General features: G+C 69.7%; 17 protein-coding genes. 10 read left to right on the forward strand and 7 right to left on the reverse strand.

What is annotated here, in order from left to right; genetic code table 11:
* The first annotated feature begins 20 nt into the window (after window positions 1–20).
* The 3 genes from prpB (at window position 21) to V2J18_RS05930 (ending at window position 3,056) form a co-directional block, all read left to right on the forward strand.
* On the forward strand, window positions 21–908 hold the full coding sequence (prpB, locus tag V2J18_RS05920) for a methylisocitrate lyase (RefSeq protein WP_336131296.1): 888 nt from the start codon (window positions 21–23) through the stop codon (window positions 906–908).
* Between the two features lie 169 nt (window positions 909–1,077).
* Complete coding sequence (gene prpC / locus V2J18_RS05925; RefSeq protein ID WP_336131297.1) at window positions 1,078–2,229, forward strand: bifunctional 2-methylcitrate synthase/citrate synthase; 1,152 nt, start codon at window positions 1,078–1,080, stop codon at window positions 2,227–2,229.
* A gap of 305 nt (window positions 2,230–2,534) precedes the next feature.
* Window positions 2,535–3,056: a hypothetical protein gene (locus V2J18_RS05930; RefSeq protein ID WP_064747939.1), complete on the forward strand. Its 522-nt coding sequence runs from the start codon at window positions 2,535–2,537 to the stop codon at window positions 3,054–3,056.
* 279 nt (window positions 3,057–3,335) lie between these two features.
* Here the strand turns inward: V2J18_RS05930 and V2J18_RS05935 are convergent, their stop codons facing one another.
* From V2J18_RS05935 to V2J18_RS05945, 3 genes are all read right to left on the reverse strand, one after another.
* Window positions 3,336–3,947: a glutathione S-transferase N-terminal domain-containing protein gene (locus V2J18_RS05935; RefSeq protein ID WP_336131298.1), complete on the reverse strand. Its 612-nt coding sequence runs from the start codon at window positions 3,945–3,947 to the stop codon at window positions 3,336–3,338.
* Between the two features lie 181 nt (window positions 3,948–4,128).
* Window positions 4,129–4,587 carry a cell wall hydrolase gene (locus tag V2J18_RS05940; protein WP_064747941.1) on the reverse strand — a complete coding sequence of 153 codons (459 nt, stop codon included), beginning with the start codon at window positions 4,585–4,587 and terminating at the stop codon, window positions 4,129–4,131.
* Between the two features lie 778 nt (window positions 4,588–5,365).
* A complete protein-coding gene (locus V2J18_RS05945; RefSeq protein WP_336131299.1) occupies window positions 5,366–7,432 on the reverse strand; it encodes an oxidoreductase in 2,067 nt (688 codons plus the stop codon).
* A gap of 180 nt (window positions 7,433–7,612) precedes the next feature.
* Between V2J18_RS05945 and V2J18_RS05950 the strand changes: the two genes are divergently transcribed.
* The 4 genes from V2J18_RS05950 to fusA all read left to right on the forward strand — a co-directional run bounded on the left by V2J18_RS05950 (window position 7,613) and on the right by fusA (window position 15,512).
* Window positions 7,613–9,055 (forward strand): hypothetical protein, encoded by a 1,443-nt coding sequence (locus V2J18_RS05950; RefSeq protein ID WP_336131300.1) that lies wholly within the window; start codon window positions 7,613–7,615, stop codon window positions 9,053–9,055.
* Between the two features lie 3 nt (window positions 9,056–9,058).
* Entirely contained in the window at window positions 9,059–10,078 is a 1,020-nt protein-coding gene (locus V2J18_RS05955; protein WP_336131301.1) for a hypothetical protein, read from the forward strand.
* The gene (locus tag V2J18_RS05960; RefSeq protein WP_336131302.1) at window positions 10,071–12,878 is read left to right on the forward strand and encodes an AAA family ATPase; all 2,808 of its coding nucleotides are present in this window, start codon (window positions 10,071–10,073) and stop codon (window positions 12,876–12,878) included. Before V2J18_RS05955 ends, V2J18_RS05960 begins: the two co-directional genes overlap by 8 nt.
* Window positions 12,879–13,451: 573 nt before the next feature.
* Window positions 13,452–15,512 carry an elongation factor G gene (fusA, locus tag V2J18_RS05965; protein WP_336131303.1) on the forward strand — a complete coding sequence of 687 codons (2,061 nt, stop codon included), beginning with the start codon at window positions 13,452–13,454 and terminating at the stop codon, window positions 15,510–15,512.
* A 56-nt stretch (window positions 15,513–15,568) separates the two neighbouring features.
* Here the strand turns inward: fusA and V2J18_RS05970 are convergent, their stop codons facing one another.
* Entirely contained in the window at window positions 15,569–16,591 is a 1,023-nt protein-coding gene (locus tag V2J18_RS05970) for a zinc-binding alcohol dehydrogenase family protein (RefSeq protein ID WP_064747945.1), read from the reverse strand.
* Window positions 16,592–16,688: 97 nt separating this feature from the next.
* Window positions 16,689–17,936, reverse strand: coding sequence for an SGNH/GDSL hydrolase family protein (locus tag V2J18_RS05975; RefSeq protein ID WP_336131304.1), 1,248 nt, complete (start codon window positions 17,934–17,936; stop codon window positions 16,689–16,691).
* Between the two features lie 137 nt (window positions 17,937–18,073).
* Here V2J18_RS05975 and V2J18_RS05980 point away from each other — a divergent pair, with 137 nt between their 5' ends.
* A complete protein-coding gene (locus V2J18_RS05980) occupies window positions 18,074–18,982 on the forward strand; it encodes a LysR family transcriptional regulator (protein ID WP_064747947.1) in 909 nt (302 codons plus the stop codon).
* Window positions 18,983–18,992: 10 nt separating this feature from the next.
* Here the strand turns inward: V2J18_RS05980 and V2J18_RS05985 are convergent, their stop codons facing one another.
* The gene (locus V2J18_RS05985; protein ID WP_186442578.1) at window positions 18,993–20,249 is read right to left on the reverse strand and encodes an MFS transporter; all 1,257 of its coding nucleotides are present in this window, start codon (window positions 20,247–20,249) and stop codon (window positions 18,993–18,995) included.
* Between the two features lie 101 nt (window positions 20,250–20,350).
* Between V2J18_RS05985 and V2J18_RS05990 the strand changes: the two genes are divergently transcribed.
* The gene (locus tag V2J18_RS05990; RefSeq protein WP_064747948.1) at window positions 20,351–21,265 is read left to right on the forward strand and encodes a LysR family transcriptional regulator; all 915 of its coding nucleotides are present in this window, start codon (window positions 20,351–20,353) and stop codon (window positions 21,263–21,265) included.
* Between the two features lie 905 nt (window positions 21,266–22,170).
* On the opposite strand, the gene V2J18_RS05995 is transcribed toward V2J18_RS05990, so the two are convergent.
* Complete coding sequence (locus tag V2J18_RS05995) at window positions 22,171–22,962, reverse strand: DODA-type extradiol aromatic ring-opening family dioxygenase (protein WP_336131305.1); 792 nt, start codon at window positions 22,960–22,962, stop codon at window positions 22,171–22,173.
* Window positions 22,963–23,186: 224 nt separating this feature from the next.
* Here V2J18_RS05995 and V2J18_RS06000 point away from each other — a divergent pair, with 224 nt between their 5' ends.
* Window positions 23,187–24,641 carry a bifunctional 2-methylcitrate dehydratase/aconitate hydratase gene (locus tag V2J18_RS06000; RefSeq protein ID WP_336131306.1) on the forward strand — a complete coding sequence of 485 codons (1,455 nt, stop codon included), beginning with the start codon at window positions 23,187–23,189 and terminating at the stop codon, window positions 24,639–24,641.
* Window positions 24,642–24,820: the final 179 nt, after the last annotated feature.

Raw genomic sequence — 24,820 nt, forward strand, 5'->3', positions numbered from 1 at the left:
GGGTCCGCCGGAGTTTGCCGATGTCGTTCACCTCCGCAGGCGCGAAGTTCCGCGCCGCGCTCGCCGCCGAATCGCCGCTGCAGGTGATCGGCGCGATCAACGCCAACCATGCCCTGCTGGCCCAGCGCGCCGGCTACCGCGCGATCTACCTGTCCGGCGGCGGCGTCGCCGCCGGTTCGCTGGGCCTGCCGGACCTGGGCATCAACACGCTCGAAGACGTGCTGATCGACGTGCGCCGCATCACCGACGTCTGCGATCTGCCGCTGCTGGTCGACATCGACACCGGTTTCGGCCCCAGCGCGTTCAATATCGAACGCACGGTCAAGTCGCTGATCAAGGCCGGCGCGGCCGCTTGCCACATCGAAGACCAGGTCGGCGCCAAGCGCTGCGGCCATCGTCCGGGCAAGGAGATCGTGAGCGCGGGCGAGATGGCCGACCGGGTCAAGGCCGCGGCCGACGCCAAGACCGATCCCGACTTCTTCCTGATCGCGCGGACCGACGCGATCGCCGTCGACGGCGTCGATGCGGCGATCGAACGCGCCATCGCCTGCGTCGAAGCCGGCGCCGACGGCATCTTCGCCGAGGCCGCCTACGACCTGGCCACCTACCGCCGCTTCGTCGATGCGGTCAAGGTGCCGGTGCTGGCCAACATCACCGAGTTCGGCCAGACCCCGCTGTTCTCGCGCGACGAGCTGGCCTCGGCCGGGGTGGCGATCCAACTGTTCCCGTTGTCGGCGTTCCGGGCCATGAACAAGGCCGCCGAGAACGTGTACCAATCGATCCGCCGCGACGGCCACCAGAAGAACGTGGTCTACAGCATGCAGACCCGCGCCGAGCTGTACGACCGGATCGGCTACCACGCCTTCGAGAACAAGCTCGACGCGCTGTTCGCCAAGAAGGGCGGCTGAGATTTTCCTTCTCCCGCGACGCGGGAGAAGGCGGCCCGTAGGGCCGGACGAGGGCGAGCGAAACTTCAAGCCAGCGACGCAGCCGGAAGTTCGCCTGCCTTCACCCTTGCCCTCTCCCATGCATGGGAGAGGGAATAAGGAAAAGACCAACTCTATTCGAGGAAGGACCATGAGCGAACCGCAATCGACCCTGCCCAAACCCAAGAAGTCGGTCGCCCTCAGCGGCACCGCCGCCGGCAACACCGCGCTGTGCACCGTCGGCCGCAGCGGCAACGACCTGCATTACCGCGGCTACGACATCCACGACCTGGCGACTAAGTCGACCTTCGAGGAAGTCGCGCATCTGCTGGTGCACGGAGCGCTGCCGACCGTCTCTCAGCTCAAGGCCTACAAGACCAAGCTCAAGCGCCTGCGCGGCCTGCCGGCGATCGTCACCGACGCGCTGGAGCTGGTGCCGGCCAACGCCCACCCGATGGACGTGCTGCGCACCGGCTGCTCGGTGCTGGGCACCGTGCTGCCCGAGCGCGAAGGCCACGTCGCCTCGGAAGCGCGCGACATCGCCGACCGCCTGATCGCCAGCTTCGGCTCGATGCTGCTGTACTGGTGGCACTTCACCCGCAACGGCCGCCGCATCGACTGCGAGACCGACGACGACTCGGTCGCGGCGCACTTCCTGCACCTGCTGCACGGCGAGCCGCCGAGCGCGCTGCACGCCGACTCGCTGGACAAGTCGCTGATCCTGTACGCCGAGCACGAGTTCAACGCCTCGACCTTCACCGCGCGCGTGATCGCCGGCACGGGTTCGGACATCCACTCCTGCATCACCGGCGCGATCGGCGCGCTGCGCGGCCCCAAGCACGGCGGCGCCAACGAAGTGGCGATGGACATCATCTCCCGCTACGGCAGCGCCGACGAGGCCGAGGCCGACATCCGCGCCCGCGTCGAGCGCAAGGAAATCGTGATCGGCTTCGGTCACCCGGTCTATACGGTCGGCGACCCGCGCAACCCGATCATCAAGGAGATCTCGCGCAAGCTGTGCAAGGACGGCGGCAACCAGACCCTGTTCGACGTCAGCGAGCGCATCGAGACGCTGATGTGGGACAGCAAGAAGATGTTCCCCAACCTCGACTGGTACTCGGCGTCCGCCTATCACATGATGGGCATTCCGACGCCCATGTTCACCCCGCTGTTCGTGATCGCGCGCACCACCGGCTGGAGCGCGCACGTGATCGAGCAGCGCGAGGACGGCAAGATCATCCGCCCGAGCGCGAACTACACCGGTCCGGAAGACCGCGCCTACGTGACGATCGAGCAGCGCTGAGTTGCTGCGGCGCCGGTCCGCCGGCGGCGCAAAACGCAGGACGGCAATGCAAAAGGCCAGGCGATCCGCCTGGCCTTTTGTTTTTTATCGCGACTTCGGCGCAGCCGCGCAGCGTAGCGGCTGCGGCATACGACTAACGTCGAATGCGACACAGAATCCGCATCTGGCGACATGGCATAGTCCCTCGCCAAGCCGGCACGCCCGCACGGCCCGTCCGCGTGCGCACCGCGCATGCAGCGACTGGGTGCCGCGTCCGCAGGCGCCGCATCGGGGGCTGCGGTCGGGGAAGACTCAGAGGAAACACCATGCGCGAGAGCGATGTGCCGGTCAAAACCCAGGCCGGGCGCGACGAAATCCAGAACCGCACGCGCAAGCTCGCGCCGGTGTTGCGCTCGATCCTGCTGATCGTCGACGGCGATCGCAGCGCGCGCCATTTGCGCGGCCTGATCGCCAGCCTGCATGGGCCGGACGATGCGCTGGAGCAGCTCGAGGCCATGGGCCTGATCGCGTCTTCGGCGGCGGTCGCGGCGACCCAGTTCGCGCATTCGCCGACGCCGGGCGTGGCCTTCGCCGCGGCGGTGCCCGCGCCGGCGCCGCTGTCGGTGGCCGATGCGGCGCAGCGCTACCAGACGCTGTATGGCCTGATGACCGAAGCCGTGCGCGAGCACCTGGGGCTGCGCGGCTACTTCCTGCAGCTCAAGATCGAGCGTTGCGGCAACAGCGACGAGCTGGCCGAGCTGCTGCCCGACCTCAGCGCCGCGTTGGCCAAGGTGCGCAAGGACGACATCGCCGCGGAAATCGAAGCGCGTTTCGCGACCGGGGTCTGAGCGCGGGATTCCGCAATCGCACTGCGATATCACGTCGCCATCCGAAGTCGGATCGCACCGGATATGTCGCCACTCGACTGCACGAGCCTCGGGCGATCGCGCTTGCGTACGCGAGGCCATGCCATGACGCTGTCCGAAGCCCGGCGGCGCCGATGGAGGGCTGCACGGTGATTCGGGCTTCGGCGGCGGCGCTTGCGTACGCCGCTGCGGTTGTCGCGGCTTACGCCGCTCCTACCCCTGAAGCGCAGCGGTGCGGCCCTGGAGCCGCACCGCGGGTGCTTACAGCAGCCCTTCGGCCTTCAGCGCGGCCTGCACGCCGGCGTCGGCTTCCATACGGCGCTTGAATGCGGCCAGGTGTTCGTAGCCGGACAGATCGACTTTGGCGCCGTCGGCCCAGCGCAGGGTGATGTACAGGTAGGGATCGGCATAGCTGCGGAAACCGGCCAGCCACTCGCGATCGGCCAGGCGCCGGTCGGCCGCGGCGTACATCGCGCGCAGGCGCTCGCGCGCGTGCTGGCGCAGCGCATCGGCCTGGGCGGGGTCGGGGTGGAACTTGCCCGGCGCGAAGATCGGCAGGAAGGCCGGGTGCAGATCGGAGTTCACGAACGCCAGCCAGCGCGCGGCTTCGGCGTGCTGCTGCGCGCTGCCGTCGCCGGTCAGTCCCGCTTGCGGGAAGGTGTCGGCGATGTAGCCCATGATCGCCGCGTTCTGGGTCAGCACGAAATCGCCGTCGACCACCGCGGGCACGGCGCCGGCCGGATTGATCGCGAGGAAGGCGGGCGCCTTCATCGAGTCCTTGTCGAGCACTTCGACCTCGAACGCGCCGCCGGCCCACTGCAGGGCGATATGGTCGGCGGTCGAACACGCGCCGGGCTTGGTGTAGAGCTTCATGCGGGCCTCTCCGTTGTGGCGAAAAACAAAAAAACAGGCCGGCGACTATCACCGACCTGTTTCGCATCCTCAAGGAGGGTGCTGCAACGGATTGTTTCCTGGAGCGGGGATTGGGGATTCGGGATTGGTTAAAGCGGAGCGCTGAAGCTTCTACCGATCCCCAATACCCAATCCCGGCCGCTCAGCCGCGCCGGGACTTGAGCTTCTGCACCTTGTAGAAGGTGTGGTCGCCGATGACGGCGACTTGGTAAGCGTTGCGCCAGGACGGGCTGGCGATGGCGTGGGCGGCGAAGTGGCTCGCGCCGGGCACGATCTCCTTGCGCTGGCCGTTCGGCAGGGCCCAGTTGCGCTCGGCCGCCAGGGCGACGTTGACCGACTCGGCCCAGGCCTCGCTGTTGCTCAGGCGGGTGCCCGGCGACACCAGGGTGGGGGCGAACTGCTTGTTGGCGGTGACCACGTCGCAGACGGTATCGCCCCACAGGCCGCTGTCGCGGCGGCGCAGGGCGACCTCGGCGACGGCCTGTTGGCCGCGCAGGGACTGGTCGCGGGCTTCCAGGTACACGGTGGTGCTCAAACACAGCGAATCGGCGGTTTGTGGCGGCAGTACCGAGGCCAACCACAGGATCCAGGCCAGTTTCATCAGATGACTCCTTGCTCCGTTGCGCTGGCCGCACTGGGGTGTCCATCGCCCGCGGGGGGCGAGGGGAACCGCGGTAGGGCCAACATGGCGTACTGGGGAGGGCAGCGGCTCTAGCGGCGCGCTTTTGCCCCGTCACCGGAACCCTGGCCGAAAGGCGGCCTCGGGGCGGTGGTGGGTGCCGCTTCTGCAGGGGCGGCGGAAAAGTCGGCGAACGGTAGCGGCGCCTAACCAAACAAAACCTGAATGCCGAAAAGGCAAGTTCCTATTTTGGTTGGAGTTTTTATTCTGAACAGGCGGCAGGTCCTTGGTTTTACAGGGCTTTGTCCCGGCACGAAGCGTGCCCAGCTTGTCTCACCGCTTCATGATCTCACCCCCTAGGGCGTGCCTGAATGCGCGTTTCGGCGTCTCCAGCCCATCGTGGACTCCGACGCGACTGGGATTGGCGCCCGTCCGGGACAAATTCGCCCCATCGAGCGGCCGGCGGGGTGGGGCGGGGATGGCGCAAGCCGCGACCACGCGCCACTGCGCCGATCGGCGCCGCAGTCGGTCGGCGCTCTATCGACGACCCCGCGACGTCAGCCCCGCGCGCGGAATCCGGCCGATGCCGGACACTCCAACGCCCGCCGTGCGCCTGCCCGTTCGCGCACGCAAACGCAGCGACACTCACTCATACATATATATGTGTGCGCGCAGGCATCCGCGCGCACGGCGGCGCCGGCGCGATGCCGCCGCCGGCGCCGCGCGAAAGGCGGAAAAAACCGGCGTTTTATCGGGTGCGCTACAAGCGCGCCGCGAGCCGGCTGCCCTGTGCGATCGCGCGCTTGGCGTCGAGTTCGGCCGCGACGTCGGCGCCGCCGATCACGTGCACCGGCCGGCCGCTGTCGGCCAGTTCCGCGGCGAGCGGCTTGAACGGTTCCTGGCCGGCGCAGATCACAACATGGTCGACCGGCAGCACCTGCTGACTGCCGTCGACGCTGACGTGGAAGCCTTCGTCGTCGACGCCGAGATAGTCGACCCCGCCGATCATCTTCACCTGCTTGGCCTTGAGCGTGGCGCGATGGATCCAGCCGGTGGTCTTGCCCAGCTTCGCGCCCGGTTTGCCGGGGCTGCGCTGCAGCAGCCAGACCTCGCGCGCCGGCGGTTCCGGCCGCGGCTCGACCAGGCCGCCGCGGTTGTCGGCGTAGTCCAGGTCCACGCCCCATTCGGCGCGCCAGCGCGCCGGGTCGAGGCTGACCGAAGGGCCTTCGTGGACCAGGTATTCGGCGACGTCGAAGCCGATCCCGCCGGCACCGACGATGGCCACGCGCCGGCCCGGTGCGACCCGGCCCTTGAGCACATCCAGGTAGCTGATCACCTTGGCGTGGTCCGAACCGGGGAAGCTGACCTCGCGCGGCACGATGCCGGTGGCCAGGACGATCTCGTCGTAGCCCCGCAGGCTCTGTGCATCGGCCACCGTGCCCAGGCGCAGCTCGACCCCGGTCTGTTCGATGCGGCGGCCGAAATAGCGCAGGGTTTCGTGGAATTCCTCCTTGCCCGGCACCTTCTTGGCGAGGTTGAACTGGCCGCCGATCTCGGCGGCGGCGTCGAACAGGGTCACCCGATGGCCGCGCTCGGCGGCGACGGTGGCGCAGGCCAGGCCGGCCGGGCCGGCGCCGACCACGGCGACGCGTTTGGGCGCGGCGGTCGGCGGGTAGTTCAGTTCGGTTTCGGCGCAGGCGCGCGGATTGACCAGGCAACTGGCGTGCTTGTTCTCGAACACGTGGTCCAGGCAGGCCTGGTTGCAGCCGATGCAGGTGTTGATGTCGGCGCTGCGCCGGTCGCGCGCCTTGGCCACCCAGGCCGGGTCGGCCAGCAGCGGCCGCGCCATCGACACCATGTCGGCGTCGCCGTCGGCGAGGATGCGCTCGGCGACATCGGGCATGTTGATGCGGTTGGTGGTGATCAGCGGGATCCGTACCTCGGGCTTGAGCCGGGCGGTAATGCCGGTGAAGGCGCCGCGCGGCACCGAGGTGGCGATGGTCGGCACCCGCGCCTCGTGCCAGCCGATGCCGGTGTTGATCAGGGTCGCGCCGGCGGCTTCGATCGCCCGCGCCTGTGCGACCACGTCGCTCCAGGTCGAGCCTTCGCCGACCAGGTCGATCATCGACAGGCGGTAGACGATGATGAAGTCCGGACCGCAGGCCTCGCGGATGCGGCGGACGATTTCCACGCAAAAACGCATGCGCCCGGCGGCGTCGCCGCCCCAGGCGTCGTTGCGCTTGTTGGTGCGCGGCACGGTGAACTGGTTGAGCAGATAGCCTTCCGAACCCATCACTTCGACGCCGTCGTAGCCGGCCTCGCGCGCCAGCCGGGCGGCGTTGACGAAGGCCTTGATCTGGCGCTCGACCGCGCCGGCCGACAGCGCGCGCGGAGTGAACGGGTTGATCGGCGCCTTGAGCTTGCTCGGCGCGACCTGCAGCGGGTGATAGCCGTAGCGGCCGGCGTGCAGGATCTGCATGCAGATGCGTCCGCCGTGCTCGTGCACCGCGCGGGTCACCTGGCGGTGCTTGCCGACTTCCCAGGGCCAGCTGAGCTTGCCGCCGAAGGGCTTGAGCCAGCCGACCAGGTTGGGCGCGAAGCCGCCGGTGACGATCAGGCCGACCCCGCCGGCGGCGCGCTCGGCGAAGTAGGCGGCGAGCTTGGGAAAGTCGGCCGCCTTGTCTTCCAGGCCGGTGTGCATCGAGCCCATCAGCACCCGGTTGGGCAGGGTGCAGAAGCCCAGGTCCAGCGGCGCGAACAGATGCGGATACAGCGGGTGCGGGGCGGCGTCGGAGACGAGGGGGGCGGAGAGGGCGGCCGAGGACATGCTGGCTGGATACGCTGGCGTATGGAGTGTGCACGATGCCGGGAAAAGCGCCGTAATTCAAGCGCCGGCACGCTCCGCGTCGAGGCCGCGCGAGGACAGGCACCGAACGCCGCCGATTGCAACGGTTGTCACGGCCGGACCCATCGCCGAACATGCCCGACCCCTAGTCGTCCGGATTCCATGGACCCCGCCTTCGATCCCAGCCTTCAGGACTATCTGCGCGCCGACATGTCGGCCGCCGATCTGCCGGACCTGCAGCCCCTGCTGGGCGCACGCGACCTGCTGCGCGCGTTCTCGACCCTGTTCCACGGCGGCGAAGAGTCGGTGATGGTGCGCCTGCTGGTGCTGCGCGCGATCGGCGAGCGCGGCCAGGCCCCGGACTGGAGCCCGCAGGAGCTGCGCGAGCATTTCGCCTACCTGGAGCCGATCAAGTTCGACACCGTGCTCGGCCGCCTGCGCGAGAACGAGTTGCTGTTGTGGGACGGCGAGACCCAGCGCTACCGGATCAGCCCGGTCGGCCGCCAGGCCCTGGCCGCGATCGGTTTGTTGCTGCAGTTCAACCGCGAAGGCGACGAACTGGCCTACGTCACCGCCCAGATCGCGGCCGGCCAGGCGGTGGGACGGGTCAGCGCCGACGACCTGCAGCACCTGTTGTCGCGCCTGAACGAGCTGCGCGAAGACTTCGACCAGGCCGTGCTCAGCGGCTCGGAGCACCGCATCCTGCGCGCCGCCGGCACCTTGCAGCAGGCCTGGCGCTGGATCGAGAAGGGCACCGAGATCGTCGAGGACATCGCCGCCGACCAGGACCTGGACAGCGTCACCCACCGCGTCGCCCAGCAGATCGGCCGCGCCCAGAGCGCGATGCTGCGCCAGGCTTCGGTGTTCCAGCGCGCGTTGAGCCAGCTCGACCGGCATCGTGTGCACCTCGGCGCCAGCGGCCTGTCGTCCTCGGACGTCAACCGCTTCCTGCGCGAGCTCGACATCGATGCGCTCGCCGCATTGTCCGAGGACGTGCTCGCGCGCACCGCGATCCCGGCCTTCGTGCTGGCGCCGATCGCGCTGGACGTGGCCGAGTACGAACTGGTCGAGCGCGAACGCGAAGCGCGCGAGGACCAGTCGCTGCCGCCGGCGCAGGCCGCTCCCGACGCCGAGGGTTCGCCCGCCGCGGCCACCGATTTCCAGTTCGCCGAACGCTGGCTGGACGAGCTGGCCGCGCTGGCGGTCGATGCGGCCGGGCTGTCCGAGCTGGTGCCGCAGGACAGTTTCTCGGTCAGTGCCTATCGCCTGTCGTTGCTGGGCCTGATCGGCGACCCCGGCGCCGAGAACCGCGAGGGCGTCAGCGCGCAGATGGCGCGGCTGCCGTTGGCGTGGAAGATCGAGACCGAATTCGAAACCGTCGGCCGCGCCGGCGTCGCCTACATGAGCCGCGGCCGCTTGGAAGCGCTGAGCGAAGAACAACTGCGCCAGCAGCGCACGGCACGCCGCCGCGCACCCAAGCCCGACGAGGGCGAGGGCGAAACCGCCGCGCCCAAGCGCGCCAAGACCGGACACAAGAACAAGACCGCCTCCGCGGACGCGCCGGCCAAGCCGCGCCGCGCCAAGCCGGCCAAGGACACCGCCTAACCGATGAACGACCCCATCGCCTCTCTGATCGCGCGTCTGCTGGCCGAACGCTGGCTGCCGCGCGACGACGCCGCGGTCCGCGAACTGCTGACCGACGCCGAATTGCGCAACGATCTGGACCGGCGCCTGGCCGCCGCGGGCCTGCGTTTGCTCGAGCATCCCTACGCCGCCAACGTCGCCGTCGGCATCGCCCGGCCGCAGGAATCGGCCGCGTTCGGCAGCGCCAAGGCCTGGTCGGCCACCAACCTGCAACTGGACCGCGATGCGATCGCACTGTTGGTGGTGCTGTGGGCGCTGCTGGTGCTGCCCAAGCGCCAGCGCCAGATCGCCCGCCAGCAGGCCGACCGCGACCAGGACCAGGAACAGATGTTCGCCGAGCTCAAACCGATTCCGGTCGGCGCGGAAGTGGTCGAGCCGATCAACGAGCGCACCCTGCTCGCCGACTTCGGCGAGAAGCTCGGCGGCAAGACCCGGATCCAGTTCAACCTGGGATCGCTGGCGCGGCAGGGCTTCATCACGCGGCGCAAAGAGCGCATCCACGAAGGGCCGCTGCTGGACCTGGCCTTCGATTACGAACGCATCGCCGGCCGGGTCATGGACGGCGCGCTATCGTTCGTGGTGACCGAGGCGCGCCAGCATGCGAACGAACAGGCGCTGCTGGACGCGGCCGCAGGCCTCGACGGCGATGCCGAGGACGAGGCCGCCGCCGCGGCGATCCGCGTCGGCGCCTACGTCGGCGACGAGGAAGCCGCGTTCGCCGCGCTGGCCGCGGCCGCCGCGGCGGCCGAGACCGATGCCGCGCTGGACCGGGCGGCGGCTGCAGTCGCCGAAGACGAAACCGAAGCCGGCGACGACCTCGACGACGCGACCGGCGCGGTGCCGTCCGGCGACGAGGCCGCGGCCGAATCCGCGCCGACGGCGACGACGGACGCGGGCGGCGACGACCCAGACCACGGCGACGCTCATCGGGCGTCCGCCGGCACCCAGACCCAGCTCGACCAGGAGGCCGCGGCCGATGTTTGAATTCCGCTCGCTCGAAGTCGTGCACTGGGACTATTGGCAGCGCTTCCAACTGCCGCTGGATGCCTCCATCGTCACCGTGGTCGGCCCCAACGGTTCCGGCAAGACCACCTTGCTCGACGCCCTGCGCACCTTGCTGGCGATCGAGGACCGCGACACCGCGCGCGACTACAAGACCTACCTGCGCCACAACGGCAAACCCTACGCTTGGCTGCGCGCGGTGGTCAGCAACCGCCCCGACCGTCGCGGCGGCCGGCCGTTCTTCCCGATCAAGGACGACCTGGTCACCCTGGCCTGCCGGGTGCGCAAGCGCGGCGGCGACTGGAGCCGCGATTACCAGATCGTCGGCGGCGACGTGGCGGTGGAAACCCTGGAACAGGGCGGCGAATGGCTCGGCGTGCGCGACTACCGCGTGCGCCTGGCCGGCGCCGGCCTGACCCGGGCGATCTGCCGCGTGCTGACCCTGGAGCAGGGCGCCACCGACAAGCTCTGCCAATACTCGCCGCGCGAACTGCTGCAGCTGATCTTCGACGTGTTCGAGGACAAGGCGGTGCTGGACGACTACCAGCGCGCGCGCACCGAGCAGTTCGACGTCGAAAAAGAATTGCAGCAGCTCGGCCAGGACCTGGCCGGCCTGCACCTGCGTCTGGAATCGGCCAAGGCCGACGTGCGCTCGTTCGAGGAATACAACGCCCTGCGCAACCAGCGCCAGCGCCTGGAAACCGAGGTCGCGCCCAAGGTCGAGCTGGCCGAGCAGCGCGCGGTCATCGACGGCGCCAAACCGCGCCTGACCGGTCTGCGCCGCGCTCTGCGCGAGCGCGAGCGCGCGCTGGACGAGATGCGCGCGCAGGACGGCGTGGCCTCGCAGGGCCGCGACGCGCTGCAGGAGGCGATGCGCGAAGCGCGGCGACAGGTCGGTGCCAGCGAACAGGCCTTCACCCAGGCCCGCGATGCTGCGCGCGACGCGGAAATGCTGGTCAAGCGCCGCGACGAGCTGGCCAAGTTGCAGGCGCAACGCGGCGCGGTCGACGTCGACGCGCTCAGCGCCGGCGTCGAGAACGGGCGCCGCCGCCAGGCCGAGCTCAAGCTCGAGGCCGAGCGCGACCGCAAGCGCGCCGGCGAAATCGCCGCGCAGATCGCCGCGCTCAGCGGCGGCGGCCGCATCGTCGAGCCGTTCGAGCGCGACTTCCGCACCGCGCTCGATCGCGCCGGGATCGACCACCGGGTGCTGACCGAACTGGTCGAAATCGCCGACCCGCAGTGGACGGTGGCGGTGGAAGCGGTGCTGGCGCCGTACCGGCACTTGCTGGTGCTGGAGAATCCGAAAGACGCGCGCGAAGCCTGGAAGCTCGGCGAAAGCCTGCAGTACCGCCACTTCATCGTCGCCGAGCGGGCGCCGGTGTCCAAGGCCAGCGCCGGCTCGCTGCTGGAAGTGGTGCGTTTCTCGGCCGACCCGCCGGCGTGGTTGCCGCGCCAGCTCGACCGCATCCGCCGCATGACCGACATCGAACACGGTTCGCGCCTGCCGGCTTCGCAGGACTGGATCACCCAGAAGGGCTATCTGCGCGAGAGCCGCGGCGGCCGCCACATCGGCGGCAACCAGCAGCACTTCGGCAGCAGCGCGCGCCAGTCGCAACTGGCCGAACTGCGCGCCGAGCAGGTCGCGATCGCCCAGCGCGCGCAGGCGCGCGAGGCCGAGCTGCACGAACTCACCCAGCGCGTCGATTCCGACCAGTCGCGCCTGCTCGGCCTGGACGCGACCCAGGAACTGGTGACCCGCGCGGCCGAGTTCGCCGATGCCCAGGAGCGCCTGCCGGCGTTGGCCGAAGCCGCCGCCGAAGCGGCCGCCGCCCTGGCACAGGCGCGCGCGCAGATCGACGCGGCCGGCGAACAGGACAAGGCCGAAGGCATCGCCGCGGCCAAGCGCCAGGGCCAAATCGACGCGCTGGCGCGCGAGTTGCGCGAACGCGCGCAGCAGATCAACGGCGAGCGCCACAGCCTGATCCAGCGCATCCTCGACTACCGGCGCAAGCGCGGCCTGATGCCGGACGACTGGCGCAGCGCGGCCGCGCTGCAGGCCGCGCGCGAGGAATACGAAAGCGCCTCGGCGGTGCGGCGGGAGATGGAACGCATCGACGACCGTCTGACCCGCGGCGGTTTCGTGGTCGACGAATCCTGCGTACCGCTGCGCGACAAGATCGGCGCCGACCACGACGAACTGGCCAGCTCGATCATGCGTCGCGAGGCGCATCTGGAGCGGGCCAAGCGACTGACCGAGGAAGCGCGCGGCGCCTACATCAACGTGCTGCGCGCGACCGTGCGCCGCTACAAGAAGAACCTGGTCGCGCTGGGCGAGCTGGCCGGCATCGGCGTCGATGCCGACATGCCGGAGTTGGCCAACAACGACGTCGCGCTGGCCCAGGCCGGCCTGTCGGTGCGCTTCGATTTCGACCGCAAGGGCTGGATCGGCCTAGACGACGGCGAAGCCTCGGGCGGTCAGCAGGTGATGAAATCGCTGTTGCTGCTGGTCGCGCTGCTGCGCGACGAAGACCAGCCGGGCGGCTTCGTGTTCATCGACGAGCCCTTCGCTCACCTGGACGTGTTCAACATCGAGAAGGTCGGCCGCTTCCTGCGCGCCACCGACGCCCAGTACATCCTGACCACGCCGATCACCCACAACCTCAACGTGTTCGATCCGTCCGACCTGGTGCTGACCACCAGCAAGCGCCGCGGCGGCAATACGTGGGCGGAGCCGGTGGCGGTGCTCAAGCGGCAGGTCGAAGCCAAGGGCGAGGCGGCGTAACGCGGCTTCCCGATCTACCTGTAGGAGCGGCGCGAGCCGCGGCAACGCAACCATGACGAAGGTTGCGGCGTAGGTGCGTTGTCGCGGTCGCGGCTCGCGCCGCTCCTACAGGGAGTAAACGCGACACCGCGGAGTTTGGAACGATAAATCCCACCGCGCAGGCCCCCGCACGGCTTGACTCCCGCCGCGCCGCCCCTACGATATGCACACGCAGCACCCATCCCTTTCTTCAGGCCGTCCCATCATGCAGCGCTTCCCGCTCCTGATATCGCTGAACGCCCTGCGCGCGAGCGCGGGCCGGGTGCGCCTGCCTCCTGCGATCTTCGCTTCGCGGTCGAACTGACCGGCGTCGTCCGAAGCCGCACGAAAACAAGCACCCGACCGGGTGCTTTTTTATTGCCTGTTTTTCGTCCCGCCGCCGGCGCGCGCCGGCTTTCTTCTCATCGCATCGTCCGTAAAGCCAAGGAGAACGTGTCGTGACTACCACGGAAGACACCCAAGCCTAGCCGCGCGTCCCGTCGCCAACCGGGGCGTGCGGCGACCCTCCTGTTGGCCACGAATGCGAGTCCGCATATGAACACCCCGCTCAACCGCCTCTCCGTCGACCGCTGGCGCAATCTGGGCATCATCGCCCACGTCGACGCGGGCAAAACCACGCTCACCGAACGCCTGCTGTGGAAGACCGGCGCGATCCATCGCACCGGCGAAGTCCACGAGGGCGCCGCCACTACCGACTTCGACCCGATCGAACGCCGTCGCGGCATCACCATCGGCGCGGCCGCCGTGCAGGCGCGCTGGACGCCGCACGACGGCGCCGAGCATCGCCTGACCGTCATCGACACGCCAGGCCATATCGACTTCGCGATCGAAGTCGAACGCTCGCTGCGCGTGCTCGACGGCGCGGTCGCGGTGTTCAGCGGCGTCGACGGCGTACAGCCGCAATCGGAAACCGTGTGGCGTCAGGCGCGCCGCCACGGCGTGCCGCTGATCGCGTTCGTCAACAAGATGGACCGCGTCGGTGCGTCGCTGGAGCGCACGCTGGGGCAGATGCGCGACAAGCTCGACGCGGTGCCGTGGGCGCTGGGCGAAACCGTCGGCGAAGAATCCGAACTGCGCGGCTGGATCGACTACGTGGCGCGCGCGAGCCTGTCGTGGGACGAACAGGGCGCGCTGTCTCGCCGGGAATGGACCGAGCAGGAGGCGCAAGCGTTCGAACCGGCGCGCCAGCGTCTGGTCGAAGCCGTCGCCGATCACGACGACGCGCTCGCGCTGGCCTTCCTGGAAGGCCGCGCGGTCGACGCCGAACTGCTCAAGTCGGCGCTGCGCCGGGCCACCCTGGCCGGCGCCGGGACCCCGGTGCTGGCGGGTTCCGCGTTCAAGAACAAGGGCGTGGAAGCGCTGCTCGACGCGATCGTCGACTACCTGCCGTCGCCGCTGGACCGGCCGGCCGTGCTTGCGCAAAGCGAACGCGGCGAGGTCGAACTGGCGCCCGACGCCGAGGGGCCGCTGGCCGGCCTGGTGTTCAAGATCGTGCACCAGGAGCACGGTGCGCTCAGTTTCGTGCGCCTGTACTCGGGCACGTTGCGGGTCGGCGACACGGTATGGGCATCGCGGCGCGAAAAGGCGCTGCGGGTGGGGCGGTTGCAAGTCGTGCAAGCCGACCGCGGCCAGGACGTGGACGTGGCCCGCGCCGGCGAGATCGTCGCGATCGCGGGTTGGAAAGACGCGGTCAGCGGCGAGACGCTCAGCGGCGTCGGCGCGCGTCTGGCGCTCGACAGCATCCAGGCCCAGCCTGCGGTGTTGTCGTGGCGATTGACCGCGGCCAAGTCCAGCGACCTGATCCGCCTAGGCCAAGGCCTGGCGAGCCTGGCTCAGCAGGACCCGTCGTTCCGCGTCGGCACCGACGCGGATACGGGCGAGACCTTGGTCTGGGGCATGGGCGAGCTGCACCTGGAAGTGATGGTCGACCGCTTGCGCGAGTTGTGGAACGTCGAGGTGCGCACCGGTTCGCCGCGCGTGGCCTATCAGGAAACGCCGAGCCGCGCGGTGCGCGGCGTGGAGGGCAAGTTGTCCAAGCAAACCGGCGGTAGCGGCCAGTTCGCGCGCGTGGTCATCGACGTGACGCCGCGCGAGGACGGGCAGTTCGAGTTCGTCGACCGCAGCGTGGGCGGCGTGATCCCACGCAACTTCGTCGGCGCGACCGAGAAAGGCTTGCGCGCGGCGTTGGCCGAGGGACCGCAAGGTTTCCCGGTAGTGGGTTTGACCGTCGCGCTGACCGACGGCGAGACCCACGCGGTGGATTCCTCGGAGCTGGCGTTCCAGCGCGCCGCCGCCGAGGCCCTGAAGGCCGCGCTGGCGCAAGCCGGCACGACCGTGCTCGAGCCGGTGATGGCGCTGGTGGTGGACACCCCCGCGGCCAACGTCGGCGACGTGGTCGGCGACTTGCAGCGGCGTTCCGGCCGCGTCCTGTCCATCGAGGATAAGGGCGGGCGCAGCGATGTCGCCGCGCGCGCGCCGCTGGCGCAGCTGTCGGGCTATACGACGGCGCTGCGTTCGTTGACTCAGGGGCGTGCGTCGGCGTCGGTGGTGTTCGACGGCTACGAAGTCGCGCGCGGTTTGCCCAAGGCCGCGTAAATCTCGCCCAGGCAGGGGCCGGTTCGCCCGGCCCCTTTTTTTTGCGGCGCAGCCGTTTACCAGCCGGCCAGCACGAGCTTGCCGATGGTGCTGCCCGATTCCAGCCGCCGGTGCGCTTCGCGCAGGTTCTGCGCGTTGATCGTGCCGAGGGTTTCGCCGTGCGTGCCGCGCAGTTCGCCGGCGTCGACCAGGTCGGCGACGCGGTCGAGCAGGCGCCCCTGTTCGATCAGGTCGGCGGTGCCGAAGCGCGGCCGGGCGAACATCATTTCCCAGTGGATGCCGATGCACTTGGCCTTGTACGGATCGCCGATGTGCAGCGGACCGGTGGGCTCAACGATCAGGCCGACGTGGCCCTGCGGCGCCAGCAGTTGGCCCAGTTCGGTCCAGTAGCGATCGGTGTCGGCCAGGTTGAGCGCCGCGTCGATCTGCGCAAAGCCCAGGGCCTGCAGCTGCGGCGCCAGCGGTTGCGCATGATCGACCACGTGATCGGCGCCGAAGCGCCGGCACCATTCGGCGCTGGACGCACGCGAGGCGGTGGCGACGACCTCGAAACCGGCGCGCTTGGCGAGCTGGATCGCGATCGTGCCGACGCCGCCGGCGCCGCCGAGGATCAGCAGGCGGCGGCCGCGGCCGCCGTGCTCGCTGTCGTAGGGCATGCGCTGGAACAACAGCTCCCAGGCGGTGATCGCGGTCAGCGGCAAGGCTGCCGCCTCGGCCGCGCTCAGCGACGTCGGCGCGCGGCCGACGATGCGTTCGTCGACCAGTTGCAGTTCGCTATTGCTGCCGGGGCGGCCGATATCGCCGGCGTAATAGACCCGGTCGCCGACTTTGAACCGGGTCACCGCGTCGCCGACCGCCGCGACCGTGCCGGCGGCGTCGTAGCCGAGCACGCGCGGTTCGGCCAGCACCTCGGTCGCCGGCTTGGAGCGGCGCACCTTGGTGTCGACCGGATTGACCGAGACCGCCTCGACCCGCACCAGCAGATCGTGGCCGGCGGCGACCGGCGTGGGCAGGTCGAATTCGAGCAGCGACTGCGGATCGTCGATCGGCAGGTGGCGAAGGATGGCTACGGCTTTCATTGCGGACTCCGTGGGCAGGGGAGGAGAACCGGCATCGACGGCATCGACGCCGGATTGTGGATCAAGCGCCGGCTCGCCGCCGTACCGCGTCGGCGGTTCAGCGCCGGCCGAACAGCAGCGTGTCGTCGACCGCCGCGGCCATGGCGCGATAACCCGCGTCGCCGGGGTGCAGGCGGTCGCCGGAATCGTAGGCCGGCAGGAACCGGGTCGGGCGCTGCGGGTCGCGGACGACGGCATCGAAGTCGACCACCGCGTCGAACTCGCCGCTGTCGCGGATCCAGGCGTTGACCGTCTGCCGCACCCGCTCCTTGGCCGGGCTGTAGTAGTCGTGGATCGGCGAACCGGGCAGGGCGTCTTCGAACGGCGTCAGGGTGGCGCCGACGATGCGCACCCCATGCAGCCGGGCCTGGGCGATCAGCTGGCGGTAGCCGTCGATCAGGCGCTGCGCATCCACCGCCGCGCGCGTCGGTTCGAAGGTGCTGCCGGGCCAGGCGATGTCGTTGATGCCCATCAACAGCACCACGCTGTCGGGGCGTTGGCTGAGCACGTCGCGCTCGAACCGGGCCAGGGCGCTGACGCCCATGCCGTCGCTGAGCACGCGCGCGCCGGAGATGCCGGCGTTGAGCACGGCGACGCCGCGCGGGGCCAGGCGCTGGGCGAGCGCGTCCGGCCAGCGCCGGTAGCGGTTCGGGGTCGAGGCGGCGCCGTCGGTGATCGAATCGCCGAACGCGACCACGCGCCGTACCGGCTGCGCGGCTTCCACGTAGACGCCGCTGAGGAACGGCCGGGTCTGCAGCACTTGCCCGCCGTCCAGGCGCGCATCGGCGGTGCGGTCGCCGCCGACGAGGAACGCGTCCTGCCGGCCTTCCCAATGGAAGGTGCGCAGCGCGGTGTCCTGCGGCAGGTACAGGCTGACCGCGACCTCGCCGAGCGCGGCGACCTCCAGTTCGACCGGATCGCTGAGCACCGGCGCGCCCGGCAGCAGGGTCACTGCGCGCCGGCCGCCGAAGGTCAGCGCGCGGTCGCTGCCGGCTTGGATGCGCGAGCCGCCGGCGCTGCGGGCGATGCGCGCCGCGCCGATGGTCACCGGCGCATCGCCGTAGGCGTTGGACAGGGCGATGCGGACCCGGCCGCCGCCGACGCTGACCCGCGCCACCTGGCGCACGGTCTGGTCGTGCAGGCGCTCCGGCGCGCCGTTGGGCAGGGCGAAGCCGGCGCCCCAGGTGGCTTGCGGGCTGGCGCTCCAAGTGCCGACCCACTGCGGGGCGGCGACCGCGGCGGGCGCGGCCAGGCCGAGGGCGAGCGCGGCGGCGGCGAGCGGTTGGAGCAGGGACTTGGCGTTCATGAGGAAACTCGCAGAGGACGTCGGGAAGTCGACGCGACTCACGTTAGGTTCTTCCGATCTTGGCCAGTAGCGGGCAAGATCGCATAGGGCTCATTCCATATCGGAATGATGTCGCCGCTACCGGATCGGGATCGCTCATGGACACGCTTCGCGGCTTGCACACCTTCGTGCGCGCGGTCGAACTCGGCAGCCTGTCGGCGGTCGCACGCGAGCTCGGCACCACCCAGCCGACGATCAGCAAGACCGTCGCCGCACTGGAGCAGGAACTCGGCGTGCGCCTGCTGCAGCGGAGCACCACCCACCTGGCGCCGACCGAACAGGGCCGGCGCTTCTACGAACGCGCGCGGCGGGTGCTGGAGGAATACGGCGAAGCGGTGGCCGACGCGCGCGGCCTCAGCCAGACGCCGGCCGGCCTGCTGCGCGTGGCCGCGCCGGTCAGCATCGGCGTGCTGCGGCTCAATCGCCTGGTGCAGGCGTTCCTGGCCCTGCATCCGCAGGTCGAGATCGAACTGATCCTCAACGACCGCTACGTCGATCTGGTCGAAGAAGGCATGGACCTGGCCCTGCGCATCGGCGCCAACCTGCCGCCGAACGCGGTCGCGCGCCGCATCGCGTCCTCGCCGCGCGGGCTGGTCGCCTCGCGCGACTATCTGGCCCGGCATGCGCCGATCCTTCATCCGCAGGACACCGCCGCGCACGATTACCTGCGCTTCGCCTGGGCCGGCGACACCTACACCTTGCACGGCCCCGGCGGCGAGACCGCGGTGCTGCGCGGCGACGGACGCTACCGTATCAACAACTCGCTCGGCATCCGCGAAAGCTTCCTGATCGGCAGCGGCATCGGCCTGGCGCCGGCCTGGCTGGTGCAGGACCTGGTCGACGACGGAGCGTTGCAGTGGATCCTGCCGCAATGGCGGGCGTCGGCGCATGAGCTGTATCTGCTGTATCCGGCCCGCCGCTACCTGCCGGCGCGGACGCGGGCCTTGCTGGAATTCCTGAGCGAGCGCCTGCCGCAGCAGCCGGGTTTCGAGGCCGTCGCGGCGTGAGCGCGGCGGCTCAGGCGGCGCAATCGGCGACGGCCGCTTGCGGCGCTGGGATGCCGCGTTCGCGCGGTCGCGCATCCAGGCGCGCCGCCCACACCGCCAGCGCCAGGCCGGACAAGGTCACCAGCGCCGCGACCCAGGTCACCGCGCCGAGGCCGGGACCGTGCTCGATCACCGCGCCGCCGAGCCAGGCGCCGAGCGCATTGCCGAGGTTGAACGCGCCGATGTTGAGGCTGGAAGCCAGGTTCTGCCCGGCCGGGTCGGTCTTCTGCAGCACCCACAGCTGCAGCGGCGGCACGGTCGCGAACGCGGCCACGCCGAGCAGGCCGACGAAGGCCACCGCGGCGACGGCATGGTGCAGGGCGAAGGTCATGACGCCGAGCACCGCGGCCAGCGCGAGCAGGGTGCCGATCAACGCCGGCGCCAGGCGCTTGTCGGCGAAACGGCCGCCGATCAGGTTGCCGAGGATCATGCCGCCGCCGAACACCAGCAGGATCGGCGACACCGCGGCCTCGCCGAAGCCGCTGATGCGGGTCAGGATCGGCTGGATGAAGGTGTAGACGGTGAACACGCCGGCGAAGCCGAGCACGGTCATCAGCAGCCCGAGCAGCACCTGCGGATGCAGCACCGCCTTCACTTCGCGGCGCAGCGCCACCGGCTCGGGCTTGCTGCGGTCCTTCGGCACCAGGGTGGCGATCACCACCGTGGCGATCACGCCGATCGCGGCCACCGCCCAGAAGGTCGAGCGCCAGCCGAACTGCAGGCCGAGCCAGGCGCCGGCGGGCACGCCGAGCAGGGTGGCCACGGTCAGGCCGGTGAACATGATCGAGATCGCGGAGGCCTTCTTGTCGGCCGGCACCAGGCCGGTGGCGACCACCGCGCCGACGCCGAAGAAGGTGCCGTGGGCGAGCGAGGTGATGACCCGGGCGATCATCAGCACGGTGTAGTTCGGCGCGATCGCGCAGACGATGTTGCCGAGGGTGAAGATCAGCATCAACGCGACCAGCACCGCCTTGCGCGGCATGCGCCCGGTGGCGACGGTCAGCACCGGCGCGCCGACGAACACGCCCAGGGCATAGCCGGAGATCAGCAGCCCGGCCGCGGCCAGGCCGACCTGCAGGTCGGCGGCGACCTGCAACAGCAGGCCCATGATCACGAATTCGGTGGTGCCGATGCCGAACGCGCCGACGGTCAGGGCGTACAAGGCCAGCGGCAAGCGCCCGCCGGCGGCGGCCGGGGCGGCGGAGGAGGGAGCAGGGGAGGCATGCATGACGGCGCATCCAGGAGGGCGAGGCGGCAGTCTGGGCGCTTGCATATTGTGGAAAAACCGCCAGGATGACGAATCACTATCAACGAATAATTGAACGTGGCATGGACCGTATCGCCGACCTGCACCTGTTCCTGCGCGTGCTCGACCTGGGTTCGATCAGCGCCGCCGCGCGCAGCCTGGACCTGTCGGTCGCGGTCGCCAGCCAGCGCCTGAAGCGGCTGGAACGCGAACTCGGCGTACGCCTGCTGCACCGGACCACCCGTCAATTGCATGCCACCGCCGAAGGCCTGGCCCTGGCCGAGCGCGGCCGGGGACTGATCGAAGAGCTGGAGGCGCTGACCGCCGACCTGCGCCGCGCCGGCAGCGAACCGGCGGGATTGCTGAGGGTCACCACCTCGGCCGCGTTCGGGCGCCTGTACCTTTCGCCGTTGCTGCCCGAGTTCCAGCGCCGCTACCCGGCGGTGCGGCTGAGCGCGAACCTGACCGACCAGAACCTGGACCTGATCGCCTCCGGCATGGACCTGGCGATCCGCATCGGTGCGCTCGACGATTCCAGCCTGGTCGCGCGCAAGCTGGCCGACAATCGCCGCGTGCTGGCGGCCTCGCCCGAGTACCTGCGCCGGCACGGCGCGCCGCGCACGCCGGAGGATCTGATCGCGCACGAATGCCTGGTGCTGGTCGGCGGGCAGGGGCGGATGGAGGACTGGCGCCTGCTCGACCGCGACGGCGCGGCGAGCACGGTGCGGGTCAACGGCCGGATCGAAAGCAACTTCGGCGAAGTGCTGCGCGACGCCGCGATCGCCGGCCTGGGCATCGCCCACTTCTCGGTCTGGCACGTGCACGAAGACCTGCGCAGCGGGCGCCTGGTGCAGGTGCTGCCGGATTACCGGCTGCCGGACACGGCGATCAGCGCGGTGATGCCGCAGCGGCGCTTCGTGCCGTTGCGCGTGCGCGCCTTCATCGACTTCGTCGCCGAGTCCTTCGGCGATGTGCCGCCGTGGGAGCGCGGCGGCTAGCGCCGCACGCCTTTGCGTAAGCGGTAGGGGATGTCCTGCGGTCATAGGCCGCGACCCCGGTATCCGCAGAGAATCCAGCGCCGATGTCGTCGAGCGAAGCCCGAAACCGCCGCGAGGGTAGGAGCGGCGCAAGCCGCGACCCCGGGACGTGCAGAGAGCCCAACGCCGACGTCATCGATCGAAGCCCGCAACCGTCGCCGAGTAGGAGCGGCGCAAGCCGCGACCGCCATCGGTCATTCTCGCCGCGCCTTTGTCCTGGGCCCCCTGTAGGAGCGGCGTAAGCCGCGACCGCGCTCTTGCGATCTCGCGGCGTCTGTCGTTCGAAGGCCGTGAAGCTCCAAAGCTCCAAAGCTTCAAGCCAAGCTTCCATCCGCACGCGGCCGGGTCACTTTCTTTGTCCAAGGCGACAAAGTCCTACTGGATTTCCTTCGGTCAAAAGTAACCAAAGAAAACGCCATGACCGTTTCGGATCAAAAGCCACTATGGGACGAGGTTTTCGCCGGGCTGCTCCGCACAGGCTCTCCCTGGCCTGGCTGCGCACGGCCCGTCTCTCTGCGGGCCGCCCTTCGGGGCTTCAGGGCGTTCTCGCGAGATCGCTGCGGCGCCAGGCTCTTTACGGCAACGGCAACGGCAACGGCAACGGCAACGGCAACGGCAAGCGCTGCGTCGCAATTAGGGTAGAAGCGGCACAAACCGCGACCACCATGCGCCGACCTCACGGCGATCCCTTGTAGGAGCGGCGTAAGCCGCGACCACACGACGCGCAGGAAAACCACCGCCGCCGGAATGGATCGAAGCCGCGTTCCGTGGCCTTCGAATCGCCACGTCGTCGACGGACTGTCGCGGTCGCGGCGCGGTCAGAGGAAATTCCCGCAGGACGCCGCTCCTATCCTGCCGCTAGGCGCTCAATCGAACGCGAACGCATCCAGGGCCAGCGAGCCCATTTCGTGCGAGCGGTGCAGGCCGCGCGCGGTCGGCGCTTCGCCGGCGGCGCCGAGGGCGACGAACAGCGGCATCAGGTGTTCGACCGTGGGGTGGGCGCGATGTGCGTGCGGAGCCCGGGCCTGCCAGTCGAGCAGGGCGGGCAGGTCGTGCGCGATCAGGCGCCGGTGCATCCAGTCGGCGAACTCGGCCGCCCAGGACGGCATCGGCGCATCGCGGTCGCCCCAGTCCAGATCGCCGAGGTTGTGCACGAAGCCGCCGGAGCCGATCACCAACACGCCTTCGTCGCGCAGCGACGACAACGCTTGGCCGACCGCGTAGTGGCGCCGCGCATCGCCGTGCGGCATCACCGACAGCGGCACCACCGGGATATCGGCCTGCGGGTACATCCGCCGCAGCGGCACCCACACGCCGTGGTCGAGACCATGGTTGTCGCGCAGCCGCGGTTCCAGGCCGGCGTCGGCGAGGCGGTCGCGGATCTCCTCGGCCAGCCGCGGCAGGCCCGGCGCCGGGTACTGGATCCGGTACAGCGGCTCGGGGAACCCGCCGAAGTCGTGCACGGTATGCGGCCGATCGTGGCCGCCGACCATCGGCCGGTCGGTCATGAAGTGAGCGGACGCGATCACGATCGCGCGCGGCCAGGGCAGCTGCTGGCCGAGTCCGTCCAGGAAACGCCCGGCGGGCGAATCCTCCAAGGCGAGCATCGGCGAGCCGTGCGAGAGGAACAGGGTCGGCAGGCGGGTGGGGATGTCCATGCGCCCAGGGTGATCCCGCGCCGGGCGATTTCCAAGTCGGGCTGGCGCGCCTGATCGTTCCGCCCCTGTTCGCAATGCGGTCGCTGCGAAGCGATTGTTGACCGGCGGTGCCCGGCCGCGGCTTGCCGTTCCTGCCTGCGCCCGCGCCTTCCGGCCGGCCCGTGCCGCCGGCTCCCCGCCGTCTGGCAAAATAGCCGGCTCACTCACCCGCAGGCCTCTTGCACATGAGCCACTTCGACATCCGTTCGACCGTCCGCCCCGATCCCGACAAGCCGATGGTCGACATCGCCGACTACGTCGCCGACTACAAGATCGATTCGAAGGAGGCCTTTGATACCGCGCGCTACATGCTGCTGGACTCGCTGGCCTGCGCGGCGCTGGCGATGGACCACAAGGAATGCCTCAAGCACCTCGGCCCGCTGGTGCCGGGCGGCGAGATGAAGGGCGGCGCGCGCGTGCCGTTCACCTCCTACGAGCTCGACCCGGTCCAAGCCGCCTACAACATCGGCGTGCAAATCCGCTGGCTCGACTTCAACGACACCTGGCTGGCCGCCGAATGGGGCCATCCCTCCGACAACCTCGGCGCCATCCTCGGCGTCGCCGACTACCTGGGCCGCAAGGCCGAGGCCGAAGGCGGCCAGGCGATGACCGTGCGCGACGTGCTCGGCTACGCGATCAAGGCGCACGAAATCCAGGGCGGCTACGCGCTGAAGAACTCGTTCAACCGGGTCGGCCTCGACCACGTGATCCTGGTCCGCCTGGCCTCGACCGCGGTCGCCACCCAGATGCTGGGCGGCGGCAAGGACGAGATCGTCACCGCGGTCTCGCACTCCTGGATCGACAACGGCGTGCTGCGCACCTACCGCCACGCGCCGAACACCGGCCCGCGCAAGAGCTGGGCCGCCGGCGACGCCTGCCGCCGCGCCGTGACCCACGCGCTGAACGCCAACAAGGGCGTGGTCGGCTACCCGAGCGCGCTGTCGGTCAAGACCTGGGGCTTTTACGACATCGCTTTCAAGGGCAAGTCGTTCGAGTTCGAACGCCCGTTCGGCAGCTACGTGATGGAGAACGTGCTGTTCAAGATCTCCTTCCCGGCCGAGTTCCACGCCCAGACCGCGGTCGAGTGCGCGATGAAGCTGCACGATCAGGTCAAGGACAAGCTCGACCAGATCGAGCGCGTCGAACTGGAGACCCAGGAAGCCGGCGTGCGCATCATCGACAAGACCGGCCCGCTGGCCAACTACGCCGACCGCGACCATTGCCTGCAGTACATGGTCGCCGTGCCGCTGATCTTCGGCCGCCTGACCGCCGACGACTACGTCGACGCGGTCGCCGCCGACCCGCGCATCGACGCCCTGCGCGACAAGATGGTGGTCAAGGAGAACGAGCAGTTCACCAAGGACTACTTCGACCCGGACAAGCGCTATATCGGCAACTCGGTGCAGGTGTTCTTCAAGGACGGCAGCTCGACCGACAAGGTCTCGATCGACTACCCGATCGGCCACCGCAAGCGCCGCGCCGAAGGCATCCCGGTGCTGATGGCCAAGTTCGAAGCCGCGATCCGGGCCAAGCTGCCGGCCGCCCAGGCCGAGCGCCTGCTGGCCCTGGCGGCCAAGCCGGACGAACTGGAAGCGCTGCCGATCACCGAGTTCCTCGGCCTGTTCGCCGCCGCCAAGTAAAGCCTCGCCGCGGCGACTCATTCGAATGCGCAAAGCCGGGCCCTGCTTTGCGCACATCGAAACTGAACGAATCACGACTCGCAGCGGATTCGGTGACGCTGCGCGTCGATATGTTAGACGGTTGTTAACACCGCTTTCACGTTGGCAAACCTAACCTGCGCGGGATGGCGTCATCCAGG

Source organism: Lysobacter firmicutimachus (assembly GCF_037027445.1).
Classification (GTDB): domain Bacteria; phylum Pseudomonadota; class Gammaproteobacteria; order Xanthomonadales; family Xanthomonadaceae; genus Lysobacter; species Lysobacter firmicutimachus.

Bases quoted from the DNA above. Each gene is read 5' to 3' on its own strand.
- V2J18_RS05960 (WP_336131302.1), top strand. From the start codon at position 10,071: ATGTTTGAATTCCGCTCGCTCGAAGTCGTGCACTGGGACTATTGGCAG.
- V2J18_RS05990 (WP_064747948.1), top strand. From the start codon at position 20,351: ATGGACCGTATCGCCGACCTGCACCTGTTCCTGCGCGTGCTCGACCTG.
- V2J18_RS05955 (WP_336131301.1), top strand. From the start codon at position 9,059: ATGAACGACCCCATCGCCTCTCTGATCGCGCGTCTGCTGGCCGAACGC.
- V2J18_RS05970 (WP_064747945.1), bottom strand. From the start codon at position 16,591: ATGAAAGCCGTAGCCATCCTTCGCCACCTGCCGATCGACGATCCGCAG.
- prpC (WP_336131297.1), top strand. From the start codon at position 1,078: ATGAGCGAACCGCAATCGACCCTGCCCAAACCCAAGAAGTCGGTCGCC.
- V2J18_RS05930 (WP_064747939.1), top strand. From the start codon at position 2,535: ATGCGCGAGAGCGATGTGCCGGTCAAAACCCAGGCCGGGCGCGACGAA.
- fusA (WP_336131303.1), top strand. From the start codon at position 13,452: ATGAACACCCCGCTCAACCGCCTCTCCGTCGACCGCTGGCGCAATCTG.
- V2J18_RS05950 (WP_336131300.1), top strand. From the start codon at position 7,613: ATGGACCCCGCCTTCGATCCCAGCCTTCAGGACTATCTGCGCGCCGAC.
- V2J18_RS05975 (WP_336131304.1), bottom strand. From the start codon at position 17,936: ATGAACGCCAAGTCCCTGCTCCAACCGCTCGCCGCCGCCGCGCTCGCC.
- V2J18_RS05995 (WP_336131305.1), bottom strand. From the start codon at position 22,962: ATGGACATCCCCACCCGCCTGCCGACCCTGTTCCTCTCGCACGGCTCG.
- V2J18_RS05945 (WP_336131299.1), bottom strand. From the start codon at position 7,432: ATGTCCTCGGCCGCCCTCTCCGCCCCCCTCGTCTCCGACGCCGCCCCG.
- V2J18_RS05985 (WP_186442578.1), bottom strand. From the start codon at position 20,249: ATGCATGCCTCCCCTGCTCCCTCCTCCGCCGCCCCGGCCGCCGCCGGC.
- V2J18_RS05935 (WP_336131298.1), bottom strand. From the start codon at position 3,947: ATGAAGCTCTACACCAAGCCCGGCGCGTGTTCGACCGCCGACCATATC.
- prpB (WP_336131296.1), top strand. From the start codon at position 21: ATGTCGTTCACCTCCGCAGGCGCGAAGTTCCGCGCCGCGCTCGCCGCC.
- V2J18_RS05940 (WP_064747941.1), bottom strand. From the start codon at position 4,587: ATGAAACTGGCCTGGATCCTGTGGTTGGCCTCGGTACTGCCGCCACAA.
- V2J18_RS05980 (WP_064747947.1), top strand. From the start codon at position 18,074: ATGGACACGCTTCGCGGCTTGCACACCTTCGTGCGCGCGGTCGAACTC.
- V2J18_RS06000 (WP_336131306.1), top strand. From the start codon at position 23,187: ATGAGCCACTTCGACATCCGTTCGACCGTCCGCCCCGATCCCGACAAG.